General features: G+C 32.5%; 13 protein-coding genes and 1 pseudogene. 9 read left to right on the forward strand and 5 right to left on the reverse strand.

The features are described 5' to 3' along the window. The first annotated feature begins 52 nt into the window (after positions 1-52). The 7 genes from ACJ6WR_RS10385 to ACJ6WR_RS10415 all read left to right on the forward strand — a co-directional run bounded on the left by ACJ6WR_RS10385 (position 53) and on the right by ACJ6WR_RS10415 (position 12,373). Positions 53-3,364, forward strand: a complete 3,312-nt coding sequence (locus tag ACJ6WR_RS10385; RefSeq protein ID WP_409417749.1) for a coiled-coil domain-containing protein — start codon at positions 53-55, stop codon at positions 3,362-3,364. Continuing rightward, positions 3,361-3,780, forward strand: a complete 420-nt coding sequence (gene ybeY / locus ACJ6WR_RS10390) for an rRNA maturation RNase YbeY (protein WP_409417750.1) — start codon at positions 3,361-3,363, stop codon at positions 3,778-3,780. Before ACJ6WR_RS10385 ends, ybeY begins: the two co-directional genes overlap by 4 nt. Positions 3,781-3,928: 148 nt before the next feature. Beyond that, the gene (mnmG, locus tag ACJ6WR_RS10395; protein WP_039113423.1) at positions 3,929-5,800 is read left to right on the forward strand and encodes a tRNA uridine-5-carboxymethylaminomethyl(34) synthesis enzyme MnmG; all 1,872 of its coding nucleotides are present in this window, start codon (positions 3,929-3,931) and stop codon (positions 5,798-5,800) included. 1,892 nt (positions 5,801-7,692) lie between these two features. Beyond that, a complete protein-coding gene (locus tag ACJ6WR_RS10400; protein ID WP_409417751.1) occupies positions 7,693-8,169 on the forward strand; it encodes a GNAT family N-acetyltransferase in 477 nt (158 codons plus the stop codon). Between the two features lie 87 nt (positions 8,170-8,256). After that, positions 8,257-9,105, forward strand: coding sequence for a class I SAM-dependent methyltransferase (locus tag ACJ6WR_RS10405; protein WP_039113279.1), 849 nt, complete (start codon positions 8,257-8,259; stop codon positions 9,103-9,105). A 247-nt stretch (positions 9,106-9,352) separates the two neighbouring features. Then, a complete protein-coding gene (locus ACJ6WR_RS10410; RefSeq protein ID WP_039113278.1) occupies positions 9,353-9,940 on the forward strand; it encodes an OmpH family outer membrane protein in 588 nt (195 codons plus the stop codon). 165 nt (positions 9,941-10,105) lie between these two features. Further along, the gene (locus ACJ6WR_RS10415; protein WP_409417752.1) at positions 10,106-12,373 is read left to right on the forward strand and encodes a helix-turn-helix domain-containing protein; all 2,268 of its coding nucleotides are present in this window, start codon (positions 10,106-10,108) and stop codon (positions 12,371-12,373) included. 74 nt (positions 12,374-12,447) lie between these two features. Here ACJ6WR_RS10415 and ACJ6WR_RS10420 read toward each other — a convergent pair whose 3' ends face one another. Further along, positions 12,448-12,888, reverse strand: a complete 441-nt coding sequence (locus ACJ6WR_RS10420) for a hypothetical protein (RefSeq protein ID WP_409417753.1) — start codon at positions 12,886-12,888, stop codon at positions 12,448-12,450. A 185-nt stretch (positions 12,889-13,073) separates the two neighbouring features. Beyond that, positions 13,074-14,021 carry an SPOR domain-containing protein gene (locus ACJ6WR_RS10425; protein WP_039118034.1) on the reverse strand — a complete coding sequence of 316 codons (948 nt, stop codon included), beginning with the start codon at positions 14,019-14,021 and terminating at the stop codon, positions 13,074-13,076. A 237-nt stretch (positions 14,022-14,258) separates the two neighbouring features. Between ACJ6WR_RS10425 and dprA the strand changes: the two genes are divergently transcribed. After that, complete coding sequence (gene dprA / locus ACJ6WR_RS10430; RefSeq protein ID WP_409417754.1) at positions 14,259-15,359, forward strand: DNA-processing protein DprA; 1,101 nt, start codon at positions 14,259-14,261, stop codon at positions 15,357-15,359. A 355-nt stretch (positions 15,360-15,714) separates the two neighbouring features. Here dprA and trpS read toward each other — a convergent pair. Next, positions 15,715-16,683, reverse strand: a pseudogene (gene trpS / locus ACJ6WR_RS10435) (tryptophan--tRNA ligase); the annotation flags it as partial. Positions 16,684-17,139: 456 nt separating this feature from the next. Here trpS and ACJ6WR_RS10440 point away from each other — a divergent pair. Then, the gene (locus ACJ6WR_RS10440; protein ID WP_039113442.1) at positions 17,140-17,937 is read left to right on the forward strand and encodes a 1-acyl-sn-glycerol-3-phosphate acyltransferase; all 798 of its coding nucleotides are present in this window, start codon (positions 17,140-17,142) and stop codon (positions 17,935-17,937) included. A 253-nt stretch (positions 17,938-18,190) separates the two neighbouring features. Here the strand turns inward: ACJ6WR_RS10440 and recA are convergent, their stop codons facing one another. Then, positions 18,191-19,198 (reverse strand): recombinase RecA, encoded by a 1,008-nt coding sequence (gene recA, locus ACJ6WR_RS10445; protein ID WP_039113820.1) that lies wholly within the window; start codon positions 19,196-19,198, stop codon positions 18,191-18,193. 161 nt (positions 19,199-19,359) lie between these two features. Further along, on the reverse strand, positions 19,360-19,869 hold the full coding sequence (locus tag ACJ6WR_RS10450) for an acyl-CoA thioesterase (RefSeq protein ID WP_039118030.1): 510 nt from the start codon (positions 19,867-19,869) through the stop codon (positions 19,360-19,362). Positions 19,870-19,950 lie beyond the last annotated feature (81 nt).

Genomic DNA, 19,950 nt, shown 5'->3' on the forward strand with positions numbered 1-19,950 from the left:
CAATTAGTATAATTGTTACTTTTATAGGTTATAAGCAAAACAGAATACCATTGTGAAAACAGTTCCATTTATATATCAAAAGTTAGAAGCTTTTATCAAGAAATATTATACCAATGAGTTGATTAGAGGTTTACTTCTTTTCACTGGTTTTGGATTGTTGTATTTTTTATTTACGATTTTCATCGAATATTTTCTTTGGTTAAAGCCAGTAGGAAGAACACTTTTGTTCTGTGCTTTTGTATGCGTGGAAGTATTTTTACTGTTTCGTTTTATTATGTTTCCGCTTTTTAAATTATTCAAACTTCAAAAAGGGATTGATTACAATCAGGCTTCGGCAATTATAGGAAATCATTTTACTGAAGTAAATGATAAACTGACTAACTTTTTGCAACTTTCGGCTACAGATAATGATATCGAAAAGTCAGAATTAATGTTGGCTTCAATAGAACAAAAAGCAAATTCGCTCCAACCGATTCCGTTTAGTAATGCTATTAATTTTAATTCAAATAAGAAATATTTACCATTAGCTTTAATACCAATTTTGTTCTTTTTGGTTTTTTATATTTCTGGAAACAGTAGTATTCTTTCTCAAAGTTTAAATAGAGTAGTGCACTTTAATGCTGCTTTTTTACCACCAGCACCTTTTAAATTTGTTGTTCTAAATTCTAATTTACAAACAGAACAGAACAAAGATTTTATTCTTCAGGTACAATCAGAAGGGAAAGTGATTCCTGAGAATGTTATGATTCATATAGGAAATGAAAGTTACTTTATGGAATCAACCAAACCTGGAGTATTTGAATTTAAGATTGAAAAACCAAATACTAATGTTGAGTTTTATGTAGAAGGTAATCTTGTTACTTCTCCATCATATGAATTAAAAGTTATCACAGTTCCATCTATTGTAAACTTCGAAATGCAGTTAAATTTTCCATCTTATCTTAATAAGAAAAGTGAAACCATTAGCGGAACTGGTAATGCTATTTTGCCAGAAGGTACTCGAGTAACTTGGAAAATGAATACTAAATCTACTCAAAGCGTAGATTGGAAAGAAGGTACTACATCTATTCCTTTTACTAAAGCAGATGATAGCTTTGTTTTATCAAAAAATGTAACTCAAAACACAGAATATCAAATTCTTACATCAAATAACAAGGTTAAAAATTACGAAAAGCTTAATTATCAGCTCTCAGTTATCAAAGATCAGTTCCCAACTATTAATGTGAGCGTTGCTCCGGATAGTTTAAAGCTAGGTAAAGACTATATGCTAGGACAATTGTCTGATGATTATGGTTTGTCAAAATTGCAAATTGTATACTACGAGCGTAATAAACCTAACACTGCCAAACGTGGAACAATTGCAGTTAAGAACAATGTATTCGATCAGTTTGTTTTCTCATTCCCAAGTAATCTTCCTGTTGAGCAAGGAGTATCTTATGAATATTATTTTGAAGTTTTTGATAACGATGCACCACATAATTTCAAGAGTGCAAAGTCATCAGTATTCTCAGATAGAGTTGCTACTACAGATGAATTGCATGAACAAGATTTAGAGATGCAAAATAGTAATATTAATGCTTTATCTAAATCATTAAAAAGTCAGGATAAGCAATTTTCTGAATTAGAAAAACTTCAAAATCTAGGAAAAGAAAAGAATAATTTAGAATTTAAAGACCAACAAAAAGTAAACGATTTTGTCAAACGTCAGAAACAACAAGATCAAATGATGAAGGAATTTGCAGAGAAGATGAACCAGAATCTTGACAAATTTAAGACAGAAAAGAAAGACCAAACAATCGAAGATTTACAAAAACGTTTGGATAAAGCAGATAAGGATTTAGAGAAAAACCAAAAGCTATTGGATGAACTTAAAGAGCTAAATGATAAAATTAAGAGTGATGAATTGTTTGATAAGATTGATAAGTTCAAACAAATTTCTAAGAATCAATCCAGAAATTTAGAGCAATTGGTAGAGCTTACTAAGAGATTTTATGTGTCTAAAAAGGCTGAACAATTAAAAGATAAACTTGATAAACTTGCCGATAAACAAGAGCAACTTTCTAATAAAGAAAAAGAAAACACTGCCGATAAGCAAGATGAAATCAATAAGACATTTGATAAACTTCAGGAAGATTTAAAGGATTTAAAAGAAGAAAATAAATCTTTAAAAGCACCTATGGAAATTCCTGCTGATGCAAATAAAGAGAAAGATATCGATAATGAATTAAAGAAAGCATCTGAAGAATTAAAGAAAAACAATAGTGCTGGAGCCAAGCCAAAGCAAAAGAATGCAGCCAAGAAAATGAAAGAAATGGCTAAAAAAATGGAAGAAGGTATGGAGGGTTCTGAACAGGAACAACTAGAAGAGGATGTAAAAATGTTGCGTCAGATTCTTGATAACCTTCTTGCTTTTTCATTATCAGAAGAAGCAGTTATGTTACAGTTTAAATCGCTTAAGTTAGGATCATCTGTATTTAACAAGAACATAAAGATACAGCAAAATTTAAAGTTACAGTTTAAGCACATCGATGATAGCTTGTTTGCATTGTCTTTACGTAACCCAAAAGTAGCAGAAGATGTTACTAAAGAAATTGGAAACGTACAATACAATATGGACAAAGCTCTTGAAATGTTAACCGATGTTCAGATTCCTAAAGGAGTTTCTCACCAGCAATACGCAGTTTCATCAGCTAATAAACTAGCAGATTTCCTGAGTGATTTATTAAGCAATATGCAAATGTCAATGTCTAGTCCTAGTTCAGGAAAACCTAAACCGGGTCAAGGAGAAGGAATGCAGTTGCCAGATATCATGAAGAAGCAAGTAGGTTTAGGAAAGAAAATGAAAGAAGGAATGGAGAAAGGGCAGGAGCCTGGTAAAGGAAAAGATGGTAAAGATGGCAAGGATCCTAAGTCAGGTGGGAAAGGTACATCTGGAGACAATGGAGATGATGGCGAAGGTAATGCTCAAGAGATAATGGAAATCTATAAAGAACAAGTTCGCCTTAGAGAAGCTTTACAAAACGAATTAGAGAAACAAGGACTAGGACCAAATGGTCAAAAGACTTTGGAACAAATGAAGCAACTAGAAAAGCAACTTCTCAATAAAGGATTTAAGAACGAAAATATGCAGCGTATTTTAAATATTCAACAAGAATTATTAAAGCTAAATAATGCTGTTCAGGAACAAGGTCAAGAGAACAAGCGACAATCGGAAACAAATAGGAAAGAATTTAATAATCAATCGAATGCGTTGCCAACGCCCTTATCAGATTATTTAAATAGCATAGAGATTTTAAATAGACAATCATTACCTTTGCGCTCGAATTTTAATCAAAAGGTTCAAGAATACTTTAATACAAAATGATCAATTTTAATTACGAAACAGACTTCGTTTTAAATAATGAAGAAGCGTTTGAAGAATGGCTATCGGCTGTGATTCTTTCAGAGAATAAAAAAGAAGGAGAGATAAGTTATATATTTTGCGACGATGAATATCTTCATAAGATAAATGTAGAGTATCTAAACCACGACACACTTACAGATATTATTAGTTTTGATTATACTGTAGGTAACGAACTAAACGGAGATATTTTTGTTTCTGTAGAACGAGTTCGTGACAATGCTCTTGATTTTAATGTTCCGTTTGAGAATGAGTTGAAGCGAGTATTGGCTCATGGTATCTTGCATTACTGCGGATACAAGGATAAGTCAGAGAGTGAAGCTGCTTTAATGCGCTCTAAAGAAGAAGAGAAAATAGGAATGTTCCACGTGGAACTATAATTATAAAACTCTTTTTTGATTACATGTTCCACGTGGAACATGTAATTTAAATTTTTACTTTGTGTGTTCCACGTGGAACATGAATAATTTTAATTTGTTTCTGAGTTGTTTCGAATGCGAAGCATTCAGAAAAAATCCATATCAAAAAATGTTTTTAGAAGAATACGATGTTATTGTAGTGGGCGCAGGACATGCCGGCTCAGAGGCCGCGGCAGCGGCCGCGAATCTTGGGTCTAAAACTTTGCTTGTAACAATGAGTTTGCAAAACATCGCACAGATGTCATGTAACCCAGCGATGGGAGGAATTGCAAAAGGACAAATTGTACGTGAGATTGATGCGCTTGGTGGATATTCGGGAATTGTTTCCGATCGCACGGCAATTCAATTCAAGATGTTGAACAAGTCAAAAGGACCAGCAATGTGGTCGCCAAGAGTTCAGAGTGACCGAATGCGTTTTGCTGAAGAATGGAGAATGATGTTGGAGGGAACTCCAAATCTTGATTTCTACCAAGAAATGGTGAAAGGTCTGATAATCGAAAACGGAAAGATAAAAGGAATCAGAACTTCGCTCGGAGTTGAAATTCGTTCTAAATCGGTTGTCTTGACAAACGGAACTTTCCTGAACGGTTTGATTCATATCGGAGACAAACAGTTCGGTGGAGGTAGAGCAGGAGAAAGTGCTGCATACGGAATCACCGAAGATTTGGTTCAAGCAGGTTTTGAATCTGGAAGAATGAAAACGGGAACGCCTCCACGAGTTGATGGGCGTTCTTTGGATTATTCTAAAATGAACGAAGAAAAGGGAGATGCAAAGCCAGATAAGTTTTCATACTCTGATGTTACTTCGCCTTTGGTTCACCAAAGGTCTTGTCATATGACATACACATCCTTGGATGTGCATGATATTTTGAGATCAGGTTTTGATCGTTCGCCAATGTTCAACGGAAGAATAAAAAGTATTGGGCCGAGATATTGTCCATCTATCGAAGATAAGATTAACCGTTTTGCTGATAAAGAGCGTCACCAATTATTTGTAGAGCCTGAAGGCTGGAATACTTGTGAGGTTTATGTAAACGGATTTTCTACTTCTTTGCCTGAGGATATTCAGTTTAAAGCGTTGCGTACAGTTGTAGGTTTTGAGAACGTGAAGTTCTTCCGTCCTGGTTATGCAATCGAATATGATTACTTTCCGCCAACGCAATTAAAGCATACGCTCGAAACAAAATTAGTTGAAGGTTTATATTTTGCTGGACAGATTAACGGAACAACAGGATATGAAGAAGCAGCTTCGCAAGGATTGATGGCTGGAATAAATGCGCATTTAAAAGTGCACGAAAAAGCACCATTAATTTTAAAACGCGACGAAGCGTATATTGGTGTTTTAATTGATGACCTTATTACGAAAGGAACAGAAGAACCTTATCGTATGTTTACATCTCGCGCCGAGTATAGAACATTGTTGCGTCAGGATAATGCCGATTTCAGATTAACGCCAATGTCGTATGAAATAGGTTTAGCTTCAGAGAAACGTTTACGCAGAATGGAGCATAAACTGAATGAGTCTGAGAAAATGGTTGCTTTCTTCAAAGAAACGAGTGTTTCTGTTGCAGAAGCAAATCCTATTTTAGAATCAAAAGGAACGGCTTTGATTTCTCAAGGAGATAAAATGTTTAAAGTTTTCTCTCGTCCGCAAATAGAATTAGAGGATATTTTAAAATTTGATAAGGTTAAAGAATATATTAATGAAAACGACTTAGATCAAGAGATTCTTGAACAAGCCGAAATCCAGGTTAAGTATTCAGGTTATATCGAGAAAGAAAGAAATAATGCTGATAAGCTTACGAGATTAGAAGAAGTGAAAATCCCTGAGAATTTCGATTATAACAAAATCAAATCAATGTCGATAGAGGCGAAGCAGAAACTGAGCAAGATTCGTCCTGTTACAATTTCTCAAGCATCAAGAGTAAGCGGAGTTTCACCAAGTGATATCTCTGTTTTACTTATTTACATGGGAAGATAATAATTGCAAGACTTCAGATTGTAGCGCTTAAATTTATAAAAGCTAGAATCTAAAAATAATATGTTCCACGTGAAACTACTTTGTTAAACCCCGACTTTGTTGGGGTTTTTCTGTTTATGGATTATTCTGAAATTAATACAATATGAAATAATTTGTTGATTGTTGTATTTGATCCGTATCCTTTTTAGTTCAAGGTATAGTTCTGTAATCTATCTTTAATCTTCTGGTTTGAGTTTTATAAATGTTTTGTTACTGTAATCTGAAATCCAAAATTGTTAATCTAAAATAAAATGTTCCACGTGAAACTACTTCGTCAAACATTGGTTTTGTTGAGTTTTTTAGATTTACTAATTAATCTAAAATTTAAAGTTTTCTTCCTTTATTTCAAAAACGTTAGAATTTAGTGAAAAAGATTAATTAAAAGAACAATGTAATATGATACGCCAGTTCGGAATTGTAATTTGAGTAGATGAGAATTCGTTTTGATTATTATTGTCTTTGTAACTGAATTTGATTTCTATATTATTTATTGTATTCGTTAATCAGAAATTAAAGTAGGTGAGTAGCGGGTTTGTGAATTCGTAGTTTTGATTAAATATTGAAAATTTAAATCAAAATGTATTGTTCTACCTGAATTGATACATTGTTGCAATTGTTTATTTTTTGAATTGTTTTTATGAAATTGTTTAAAAAGTAATATGAATTGCGGTGTAATTCTACTTAATTTTAATCTGAAATTTATTCAAACACGAAACTACTTTGTGTATTCTTTAATTTGGTTAGTATTGAGTTTTTGAATTTTGAACGAGTTTTTAATATGAATTAATAGTTTCGAGCAATTTTTGTTTCGAAATTTTGTTTTTCAGTCCCGAAGCCTAATGTTATTAAGTTAAGGAAAATCTATAATACTGTATCGGATAAATTTATCGTAAAGGCACAAATTTTTATAAACGTCAATTATACACACTATTTGTTATTTCGATGAAGGAGACCCGAGCGATAGCGAAGAGACGTAGTAAATCTCTACAAGAAACTCCGCAACGAGAGTCCTAGCTTTTTAGAGTTAGTCACTAAGATTAGCTTCGCCTATTCGCTATCGCTCGGGTGTCGTTTGTCGAAAAGACATGATTGAGTTTAAGTTTTGCGTTTTACATCTTTATAAGATTAATGCTGATTTCTAAATAGGTTAACTTAATGGTATTGCCCAAATCATCGCGGTTGAATGAAGATTGTATTGCACAGTGGTTATATGTTGTTTGTTTTCTGAAATTAAACCAGACAAGAGTCTGTATTGTTTATTCTTAGATTTGATAAATAATTTATGTTTTAAATTAAAAATGATTTCTTTAATCTGATTTTATACATTTGCCGAATGTTAGCTTTTCGAATTGTCTTAAAGAAATATAATGGAAGATGCATTATGAAAGGGTTTTTAGAATTGTTTCTAAAGTTTAAATAGAGAATATTTGTTTTGAATATTCTTGAGATTTTAAGTGATTGAAACTTTACAAATGGATGCATTTTTAGATCTGAATTGATATCTTCGTATCATATTTGTTTTGAGTTTTTCTTGATTAGCATTTGAACAGAGATATTGTTGATAGCTGATTTTCTGAATTGTTTTCTGAAATTAGAATAGGATAGAATAAGGCTTGTGAATTTTTGGCTTAAGAGTTAGTTTTGTAATCTAATATCAGAAAATTTAAAATTGTGTGTTCCACGTGAAACTCCTTTGCGAAGCATTGAATTTGATGAGTATTTCTTTTAGTTCTAGACTTTGCTCTTCAATCTAAAATATGATATCAGAAATCTAAAATTAAACTGTTCCACGTGAAACTACTTTGTGAAGTCTTGATTTTATTGAATGTATTAAGTTTTTAATTTTTTAGATTATGAAGATTGTTCACGAAGAAGTTTTATCATTAGAACAGAAAGAAAGCTTATTGCAACTTTGGAACAATGAATATCCAAAGAATTTAAATCATGAAACAATTCATGATTTTGATTTGTATTTAAATAGCTTGTCTGATGTAAAACATCATTTTTTAATTAATGATGAGAATAGAATCAAAGGCTGGGCGTTTGCTTTTTTGCGAGATGATGAAGATTGGTTTGCAATTATTATCTGCAGTCAAATTCAGGGAACAGGAAAAGGTTCGTTGTTAATAGAAGAATTAAAAAAGAATAAGAATAATTTGAATGGTTGGGTTATAGACCACGAAAATGAAATTAAAAAGAATGCAGCGCCGTATAAATCGCCATTGTTTTTTTATGTGAAAAATGGATTTACTATTTGTACAGAAACAAGAATTGAAAACGAAAAAATATCGGCTGTAAAAATAAATTGGAATCGTAAAAGAGAAAAATAAAATATTAAGAACAAGAAACCCAAAAAACGAAATTTTCAGTTTTTTGGGTTTGGCGTAAAATTAAACCAAAATACCAATAATTATAAAATGGACGTTTTAAACAAAAAACATTTTCTTACTGTAAAGGATCACTCAGTTTCTAAAGAAACTTTTGAATTGTATTATGATGAAACTTTGGACATGCTAATCACATCTCCACAACCCGATGAAAATAATCTGGGGAAATATTATGAAAGCGAAGATTATATTTCGCACACAGATAACAAACGTTCGTTATTTGAAAAAGCATATCACATTGTGAAAAATATAGCTTTAAAAAATAAGCTGAATTTAATTAATTCTGAAAATCCACAAAAAGGAAGAATTTTGGATATCGGAGCCGGAACAGGAGATTTTTTATTAACGGCAAAAGATAACGGTTGGGAAACTGTTGGAGTTGAACCGAGCGACAGAGCAAAATCTATCGCAATAAAAAAAGGGATTTCTTTTGTAGAAAAAATTGCTGACCTCGAGAATAATTCTTTTGACGTAATTACGATGTGGCATGTTTTGGAACACGTCCCAAATTTAGAATTACAAATTCAGGAATTGAAGCGATTATTAAAACCAACTGGAACGTTAATTGTAGCAGTTCCAAATTTTAAATCTTTCGATGCAAATCATTATAAAACTTTTTGGGCAGCTTATGATGTGCCAATTCATTTTTGGCATTTCTCAAAAAAAGCGATTCAGTCCCTTTTTGAAAAAGTAGATATGCGCCTGGAAAAAATCCTCCCAATGAAATTTGATTCGTTTTATGTGAGCTTACTTTCGGAAAAATACAAAACTGGAAAAATGAATTATCTATCTGCATTTTTTATTGGTTTAAAGTCAAATTGGAAAGCAAAACGAACTTTAGAATATTCATCGCACATTTACGTCCTAAAAAACAAGTAAAAAGCGTTTTTAGCTGCTTTAAGACACGCTTTTGGTGATAAACGAGCGTTTGTATTCCTCTTTTGAGAAAGCGCCTTAAAAAGCAGCTATTAAATCCAATATTAATAGCAGTAAATTATATAAAACAGGGGTTTGATAACAAAAATTGATACTAGAAAAATCGTGCATTTTTTAAACTTTATGTCGGTGCTATTGATTTTTTTATATTTTTGTCTTTCATACTTTAAAAAAAATAGAAATTAACAAAATGAAAAAAGCATTAGTAATTATCGCACTTTCAATTTCAGTTGTTGCTTGTAACAAAACAGCAGAAGTTAAAGAAGTAAAAACAGCTTACGTTGACACTTCAGTTTTAATGAAAGAGTACACAGAAGCAAAAGACCTTGAAGCTAAATACAAAGCACAAGCAGAGGAAAAAGGGAGACAGCTTCAAGCCGAGATTACTCGTTTTAAACAAGATGCTGCTAATTTTCAAAGCCAGGCTCAAGCCAATGGTCAAGCATGGGCACAACAAAGAGGTGCTGAGTTACAAAAAAGAGAACAACAATTGGGGTATGCGCAACAAGCACTTGCTCAACAATTGCAACAAGAAAGCGGTGCCGAAATGGATTCTTTGGTTACTGGAGTTAAAAAATTCATCAAAAATTACGGTAAAGAAAAAGGGTACTCTTACATTTACGGTACAGGTGATGCAGCATCAATTTTATATGCTGAAGACAAATATGATATTACAAAAGATATCGTTAAAGCTTTGAATGACAATTACAAAGCTGGAACAAAGCTAGATACTAAAACTGATGCTAAAGCAAAAGATACAACGACAGCTAAAAAATAATACAAATAAAGAAACTATTTTTGAAGCCTATATCCGAAATGATATAGGCTTTTTTTATTATAAAATATCTACAATTAGGTTTTTAACTCGATATGTTCTTCTACTTTTGCAAAAAGAATTTCTTATCAGAATTTCGAGTTTTTTCTTTTCTAAAATACAAGCCTAATGCAAAATATTTCCGAAGCAGCTTCATACACGCTACAGTTTATTAACCAAACACAACGTTCCATTTTTCTTACAGGAAAAGCCGGAACTGGTAAAACCACATTGTTGCGTGAAATTATCGAAACAACACACAAAAACACTGTAGTTGTGGCACCTACGGGAATTGCTGCGCTTAACGCTGGTGGTGTTACGATACATTCGATGTTTCAGTTGCCATTTGCAGGGTTTATTCCGGATAATTCTTCACCACAATTCTCGGAAACTACCAAGTTTGAAACGAAAGCTACTTTGCGCAGGCATTTTAAAATGAATAATGTTAAGCGTTCGGTTATCCGCAACATGGAGCTTTTAGTTATTGATGAAGTCAGTATGTTGCGTGCGGATTTGCTTGATGCTATGGATTTTATGATGCAAACGGTTCGTAAAAACAGCCAACCTTTTGGTGGTGTTCAGGTATTATTTATTGGTGATTTATTGCAATTGCCCCCAGTAATTCGTGATGAAGAATGGCGAACTTTGAGAACATATTACCGCGGAAAATTCTTTTTTCATTCGCATGTAATTCAGCAAAATCCGCCTTTGTATATTGAATTATCTAAAATTTTCCGTCAAACCGATGATTCGTTTATTTCGGTATTAAATAATCTGCGAAATAATCAAATTACACCACAAGATATTCAGAGTTTAAACCAGTATGTTCAACCTGATTTTGACTTAAAAAATAACCCAGGGTACATTACCCTTACAACGCATAATGCTAAGGCTGATACAATTAATAATCAGGCAATCAATGATTTAAAAGGAAAAATGAATAATTATTTTCCTGATATCGTAGGAGATTTTCCTGAAAAAATATATCCGCTTGATCCAAATCTTCAGCTTAAGGTTGGTGCTCAGATCATGTTTGTGAAGAATGATATGTCTTTTGATAAAAATTATTTTAACGGAAAAATGGGTGTGATTAAATCGCTTTCGAGCCAGGAAATCATGGTTCATTTTCCTGAAGAGAATAAAACCATCGAAGTTGAGAAATACGAATGGCAGAATATTCGATACAAAGTCGATGAAATGACCCAGGAAATAGAGGAGGAGGTTTTGGGAACTTTTGTACAATATCCTATCAAGCTTGCCTGGGCAATTACGGTGCATAAAAGCCAAGGTTTAACTTTTGACAAAGCTGCGCTCGATGTATCGCAAGTTTTTCTTCCTGGACAAGCATATGTAGCATTATCACGTTTACGTTCTTTAAATGGGCTTATTTTGCTTTCTCCGTTGCGTATGAATGGTATTTCTAACGATCAGGATGTAATGGATTATGCTTTGAACAAAGCTTCGGAGGAATTATTGAAGAACTCATTGCATTTTGAGACCAAGAATTTTATCCATAAGTATTTGGCTAACAGTTTTGATTGGGCTAATCTGGCTCAAGAATGGCGCAATCATCAATACAGTTACAACGATAAGTCTGAAAGTTCAGAAAAAGCAAAGCACGCGTTATGGGCAAAAAAGCAAACTTTGATTATAGAATCGCTTGTAGATCCAGCTATAAAATTCATTGTTCAGCTTAATAGAATTTTTAATAATGAAACGGTTGATTTAATTCATGTTTCTGAAAGAATAGAAGCTGCTTACGGCTACTTTATGAAACCAATGGACGAATTGGTTTATGAACTTTTATACAAAATGGAAGAAATTCAGCGTGTAAAAAAAGCGAAGGCTTTTTACGATGAATTAGTTTTGTTAGAAGAGCTGCAAACTAAAGCCGTTTTACGCCTAATGAAAGCTCGATTATTGATAGAAACGGTTGTTGCCGGAGAAACTATCTCTAAAGAGAAATTAACGTCGCCAGAGATCAAAAGTTACAAGTCGAAGAAAACGACGACAATTCGAGATAATTTTAAAAGTAAAAATGGAGATTTATTGGATGACGATGAACCTGTGGAACGTTATTCGTCTAAAAAACCGAAAGAAAAAACGGTTAAAAAATCTACTGTTGAAGAAACGTATGAGTTGTGGCAGGAAAAAATGTCTATAAAAGATATTGCTAATATTCGTAAACTGACAACGCAAACCATTGAATCTCATTTGGTAAAACTGATTCAAACTAAAGTAATTTCAGTTAATGATGTTTTACCAGCAGATAAAATTGCTGCATTAAAAGAAGCTTTTCAGTTTTATCAGGAAGAATCTCTTAACGGATTGAAAGAGAAGCATGGTGAGAAATTTACTTGGGATGAACTACGTATGTACAAAGCAAGTTTGAATTAACTTTTTAATTTTTCTTAAAGCATAAAAAACCCTATTCGGCTGAATAGGGTTTTCTTTTTTTTATTTGTTTTGAGCTATTTTGAATCTAAAATTTTAGTTAGATTTTGTTGCTGTTCTGTAAGCTTAGATTGTAGTTTTAATATCTCAAGTTCCTGTTCTTTAGATTTTATCATCTTTTGGTGAATCTTGTTTTCAGGTAGTTTGTTAGCATTAATTTCATTCTGAATTTTCAGATTTTTGTCTTCCGTTTTCTTAATTTCTTTTTTAGTTTTTTCAATTTTATTTTGAGCGTCTTCTATTTTTTTCTGACGCTTCTCGGCTTTTTTTTGATCTTGCTTTAATTGATCTTGTCTTTTTTGTAATTCTTTCTGATTTTCTAATGTTTTCTTCGCGTCATCTTTCTCTTTTTTCAAGAGCATTTCCTGAGTAAGACTGGTTGCAATTTGTTGTGCGTAAAAAGATTGTGTTGTAATAAAAAGGCAAATAATGATGCCTAGTTTTTGTGCAATTCTCATGGTATTAAAATTTTAATGTTCTAAAATCATTAGCAAACACCATTCCAAAATGTAGTAAAAAACCTATATTATTGTTTTTTTGACTTTTATTGTTGTAAAAAAAAACACCATTTTCTTTTATCAAGAAATGGTGTTTTAAAGTATATAGTTTGTCTTTTAATCTTAAAGGATTGTTCCTTATATGATTAAAGCGTTTCTATTAAAATCCAAGCATCTGGATTTATAGTATTCTGGATTTCTTTTTGAGCTTTTTCTGCTTCACGCATTGTAGCGTAACTACCATATAAAACAGGGAAAAGACCATGTCTGTTAGCAGGAATTATTTTAGCATCATACCCAGCTTTTTTCAATTGATTATATGCTTTTTGAGCATTTTTTTCACTTCTAAAAGCACCTGCCATAATATGATAAGGCATTGGTAATTTATCTTCTTTTACAGAAAGAGTTACCGCAGGCATTGGATTTTTTATAAAGAATGTAGCTTCTTGAATTTTATTCTGAACTTGCTTTTGTACAGCAGTTTCTACAAGAACAGTTTCGTTTGCAATTTGGTTTTGATACATTGGGTAACCTATACTACCAGTAACACCTAACGCAAGTATAAAAATTGCAGCATATTTTAAATAAGAATTTCTGTAACCAGATAATCCAATTGCTTCATTTTCATCAGCCGTTTCTAGTTCTAAAGTTTCGATATGTTTTTCAAAAACTTCTCTTTTTACCATAGGAGAAACGAATGGGCTTAAACCAAATGAAGAAGCTAAATAATTGTTCTGATCATTAGGAGTAAACACAAGATTTTTATCTGCATTGACTCTAATTTCTCCAACGTTTTTAATAGAAAGAAAACCGTTATCTTCTAATTCTTTTTTCCAGCTTAAAACTTCATAATGAAGTGAACTCACAGCAAATTTATACGATGTTTTTTCGGTTTGAGCAATATGATTTGCCAACAAGCCGTCGTTGTTTTTGATAAGTGAATTGAAAGAGATTAATTTTTTCGGTGGAAAAAAAGAATTTGTGCCTTCATTAAGTTGAGCCGATTGAATTTCGGTTAAAAAAGCTCCAAACCCAGGAACCGTTACACACTGATAACGATACAATAACTGCGCGATGTAAGTTTCGATTTTCATAGTAACAAAGTTAGACAACGTAAATAGTTATCAAAATTTTATTCACAATTTTTATTAACAATTCAAAACTTTATGTAAATAATTGAAATCTAAATATTTATAAAAATGACTAATTTTTTATATTTTATGATTTTTTTAAAGTTTATTTTTTTTGGCAAGAATTTACGTAAAATTATCATCTTTGTAAATAACAAATAAGGGATTTGTTTTATTTGTGTAACCAAATTTTATAGACAAATGTCTGAACAGGATTTATTTTATTTATTAGCCTTACAAAGTGTTGATGGAGTGGGAGATATAATGGCAAAGAAGCTATTGTTGCATTGTGGTACTGCCGAAGCAATTTTTAAAACTAAGTCTTCGCAACTTGCTTCTATTGATGGAGTTGGATCTGTTTTATTGAAGAATATTCAAGAAAAGTCAATTTTTGAAAAAGCGCAAAAAGAACTTGATTTTATTCGTGCAAATGAGATTAATATAACTTTTTTTCAGGAAAAAAACTATCCTGATCGTTTGAAACATTGTATTGATTCTCCTGTTTTGTTATTTAGCTCCGGAAACATTGATTTAACGAATAAAAAAATCATAAGTATCGTAGGAACGCGACAAATCACGTCATACGGAATGGAATTTTGCAAAAAATTAATCGAAGATTTAGCCCCTTTGGATCCTGTTATTGTAAGTGGTTTTGCATATGGTGTTGATATTTTTGCACACCAATTGGCGATGGATCATAATCTTCAGACTATAGGCGTTGTTGCTCACGGATTAAACCAAATATATCCTAAAACTCATAAAAAATACGTTGCCAGAGTTGAACAAAACGGTGGTTTTATGACCGAATTCTGGAGTTCTTCTAATCCAGACAAAGAAAATTTTGTGCGCCGAAACCGCATCGTTGCTGGTATTAGTGAAGCTACTATTGTTATTGAATCTGCAGATAAAGGTGGATCACTCATCACGGCTAATATGGCTAATGATTATAATCGGGATGTTTTTGCAGTTCCAGGCAGAACAACTGATAAATTTAGCCAAGGCTGTAACAACTTAATTAAGACACAAAAAGCAAACGTGCTGACCAATGCTGCCGATTTGATTTATATTTTGAACTGGGACGTCGAAAACACGTCTAAATCGGTACAGAAGCAATTGTTTGTAGAATTAGAACCCGATGAGCAGAAAATTTATGATTATTTATTAAAAACCGGAAAGGATTTAATGGATACTATCGCTTTAAAATGTAATTTTCCGATTTACAAAATCTCAGGATTGTTACTGAATATGGAACTTAAAGGTGTGATTCGCCCTTTGCCAGGAAAATTGTTTGAGGCGATTTAAAAGCTAAATCCTTCTAAATTTTTGGTTGAAAGGATTTAGCTTTTAATATTCAATGATTTTATATAGAAATGATAGAAGTTTGTTTGTCAATGGATTTTAAAAATGACAATGTTTTTTTAATTACATCACCTTCTTTAAAGGTTTTATGAATGATTCCCTTATCAGTACCAGGATTTAATAGATATATTTCATGTGTAATTTTATTCCTTTTAGTTATTGATTTAGCATCTATTATCTGATAGTAATTTCTAAAATTTTGTTTAGAAATTTCATTTGACAATAAATCAATTATACTTACTATAATAGGTTTTTCAATAGGTTCTTTAATATTTATTTTTGATAAACTATTTTTAGTTCCAAAACCAAGTTTTTCTCTTACTCTTTGTAAAACTTTATTAGCAGTTATAGAGGCTTTTTTTGCTCCTTTTTTTAGTAAAGCATCTACTTCGTCAAGGTTGTTTATGTAATAATTGTATCTTTCTCTTTCGGTCTTGAATTTCTCTGTAATTAATTCAAACAAAGCTTGTTTGGCATGACCATAACCGTAATTTCCTCCTAAATAATTTTCTCTCATTGTAGCAATTTGCTCCTCAGTTGCTATAAGAGTATAAATTGCAAATGCATTACAAGTATCTGGATTTTTAGGTTCCTCTAGTGGTGTACTATCGGTTTTGATACTCATTACTTGATTACGTAACGTTTTATCATCTGAGAAAATATCGATATAATTATTAGCCGATTTACTCATTTTCCCTCCATTTGTGCCAGGAATCAACATGCTGTCTTCTTGAATTTTAGCTTGAGGAATTACAAATGTTTCTCCCATTTGGTTGTTGAAACGAGTAGCTACATCACGAGTAATTTCTAAATGTTGCAATTGATCTTTTCCTACAGGAACAAATTCAGCATCATAAAGCAAAATATCTGCCGCCATTAACATTGGGTAAGAGAATAAACCTGCGTTTACATCATCAAGACGATCCGCTTTATCTTTGAAAGAATGTGCTAATGTTAATCTTTGAAAAGGAAAAAAGCAGCTTAAATACCAACTTAACTCTGTTGTTTGTGTAACATCAGATTGTCTGTAAAAAGTAACACGGTCAATATCTAAACCAAAAGCAAGCCAGGCAGCAGCAACGCTAAAGGTATTCTCTCTTAGAGTTTTACCATCTTTTATTTGTGTAATCGAATGCAAATCGGCGATAAACAAAAATGATTTGTTTTCTGGTTTGTTAGATAATTCGATTGCAGGAATAATTGCTCCCAATAAGTTGCCTAAGTGCGGCGTTCCAGTACTTTGTACGCCTGTAAGTATTTTTGCCATGCTAAATTTTTTCTTAACCGCAAAGTTCGCAAAGTTTTACGCAAAGTCCGCAAAGTTTTTCTCAAAGTTTTTATTTATCGGAAAGAATGTTACGTTTTTTGCTTTAGAATTGCGTTTATGAAGAAATGTAGATCAACACAAATTTTAAAAATCCATTTAATCTTTATAATCTGTGGCTAGAAACTTTGCGACAGGAACGCGGATGAAACGGATTCGCTAAGGCGAAAACACGGATAAAAACGGATTTTCAATCTATATTTTTAAAAAATCCGTTTTTATCCGCGTCTTTACTTTTGTAAATCCGTTTTATCTGCGTTCTTTTCGCAACTATTTTAAGCTAAAATTTGTAAAATCCTTTGCGGACTTTGCGTAAAACTTTGCGCTCTTTGCGGTTAATTTCTTGGCATGTAAATTCTTTTTTGCAAAATTCATTTCTCTTTTATTACTTTTGAATCTATGAAAGGATTTAAAATTGTTTTTTGGGTTATTTGGCGTGTTTGGTTTTATGTTTTAATGGCCATCCCGATATTGGTAATGTTTCCGTTTTTAGTACTATCGATTCTTACCGAAAGTGGCTATCCCTATTTCTTTAAAATGGCAAGAATTTGGGCAAAATTTATTCTTTTCGGAATGGGTTTTTACTACAAAGTAGAGAAGGAGCAAGCTTTAGATCCTAATAAAAGCTACATGATTGTGGCTAATCATACTTCAATGACTGACATTATGCTAACGTTGGCTATAATTAAAAACCCGTTCGTTTTTGTTGGAAAAAAAGAACTTTCGAAGATTCCATTGTTCGGATTTTTCTACAAAAGAACGTGTATTCTAGTTGATAGAAAATCATCTAAAAGTAAAATGGATGTTTTTAACCGAGCTCAAAAGCGTTTGAGTCAAGGTTTGAGCATTTGTATTTTTCCTGAAGGTGGAGTTCCAGATGATGAATCGATTGTTTTGGACGAGTTTAAAGATGGCGCTTTTCGTTTAGCAGTTGAGCACCATATTCCGATTGTTCCGATTACTTATGCCGATAATAAAAAGCGATTTTCGTATACATTTTTTAGCGGAAGCCCAGGAAAAATGAGAGTAAAAATTCACTCGTTTATAGAAACAGCAAATCTGAATCCCGAAGACAGAAAAGACCTTCGTGATCAGGTAAGACAGCTGATTTATAAGCAATTGTTAGTGTTTCGCAAAGACAAAATCTTTCAGGAAGATATTGTTTTGCAAAAACAAGAGTCAAGCGTTAATTCTTAAAAAGTAAATTTTGCTTTATCGATGAATGATTTTTTTCGAAATAAAATTCATTACAATTCTTAATTTTCTTTTTGTTATCCAGTGATTTTGGAATAACGTTTCCAGTTTCTTCTTCATCTTTTATGTTTTAAAAATTCATAACAATGAGCCTTTTTAAGGCTTAAAAACTACTATTCTTTGTATAGATGTGATTTATAGAAAAAGGTTGCGTAAAAAGCACAAAAAAACCCGAATTATATTCGGGTTTTATATTTTAGGCGCTTGCCAATTCTTTGATATGTGCTTTAATCTTAACTTCTAGCTCTTCTGCCAATTCAGGATTGTCTTTAATTAGTGATTTTACTGCATCACGACCTTGTCCTAATTTTGTTTCACCGTAGCTAAACCATGAACCTGCTTTTTTAACGATTTCAAATTCAACAGCTAAATCTAAGATTTCTCCTGTTTTAGAAACTCCTTCTCCGTACATAATGTCGAATTCGGCAGTTTTAAATGGTGGAGCAACTTTGTTTTTAACGATTTTTACTTTGGTTCTGTTACCAATTACGTTATCACCGTCTTTAATTTGAGATGAACGACGAATATCGATACGTACAGAAGCATAGAATTTTAATGCATTACCACCCGTTGTTGTTTCTGGATTTCCGAACATTACACCAATTTTTTCTCTTAACTGGTTAATGAAGAATACTGTACAATTTGTTTTGCTAATTGTACCTGTAAGTTTACGAAGTGCCTGAGACATTAAACGTGCGTGAAGACCCATTTTAGAATCTCCCATTTCTCCTTCAATCTCACTTTTTGGTGTTAAAGCAGCAACAGAGTCAATTACCACAATATCAATTGCTCCAGAACGAATTAAGTTCTCTGCAATCTCTAGTGCTTGTTCTCCATTGTCTGGTTGAGAAATAATTAGGTTCTCGATATCGATTCCTAATTTTTCAGCATAGTTTCTATCAAAAGCATGCTCAGCATCAATAAATGCAGCAATTCCACCCGCTTTTTGAGCTTCGGCAATAGCATGTAATGTTAGTGTTGTTTTACCAGAAGATTCTGGTCCGTATATTTCGATAATTCTTCCTTTTGGGTAACCGTTTACTCCTAAGGCTAAATCTACTCCTAATGATCCTGATGAAATTGTTTCTACTTCAACAATGGCTTTATCGCCCATTTTCATCACGGTTCCTTTTCCGTAAGTCTTATCTAGTTTGTCAAGCGTAAGTTGTAGCGCTTTTAATTTGGCTTCTTTCTCTGAACTCATCTTTTCTTTTTCTTTCATCTAAATTGTTATAACTCTTTTATATAAAATCAATAAAGGATTAACTTCTTGATTTGATTTGTATTGGCATGTAATCGACGTAAAAATACTTCTTTTTTTTGAAGTTGCAACTGGATTTATTTTCTCTTTAAGAGATTGTTTTTTTATAAAAATAACGCTCTAAGTTCTGTTGCTTCTTCTGGTTTTATTTTTCCAGCCAATAATAAACTTAGTTGTTTACGACGTAATGCAGCTTCGTAACGTTGTTTTTCAAGGTCAGTTTCCGGATCAATTGGTGGTACTTCTACCGGTCTTCCTGTGTCATCTACTGCTACAAATGTGTAAATGGCTTCGTTAGCTTTTGTACGAAATCCCGATTCGCGATCTTCAACCCAAACGTCGATAAATATCTCCATAGAACTTTTAAAAGATCTGGACACTTTTGCTTCAATTGTTACAACAGCACCCAGGGGAATTGCTCTGTTAAAAGCCACGTGATTTACAGAAGCTGTAACTACAATTCGGCGTGAATGTCTTCGGGCAGCAATACTTGCAGCACGATCCATTCTGGCCAATAATTCGCCACCAAATAGATTGTTTAAGGGATTTGTTTCGCTTGGTAAAACTAAATCGGTTAATATTGTTAAAGATTCTGAAGGATGTTTAGGTTTCATTTAATTGTTATGTTGTTGATTTTTAATATTTTAATAATTAAAACATTAAAATGTATTATTTGGCTCAAATGTAATCAATAA

It is taken from the genome of Flavobacterium sp. PS2, assembly GCF_046250155.1.
GTDB lineage: Bacteria > Bacteroidota > Bacteroidia > Flavobacteriales > Flavobacteriaceae > Flavobacterium.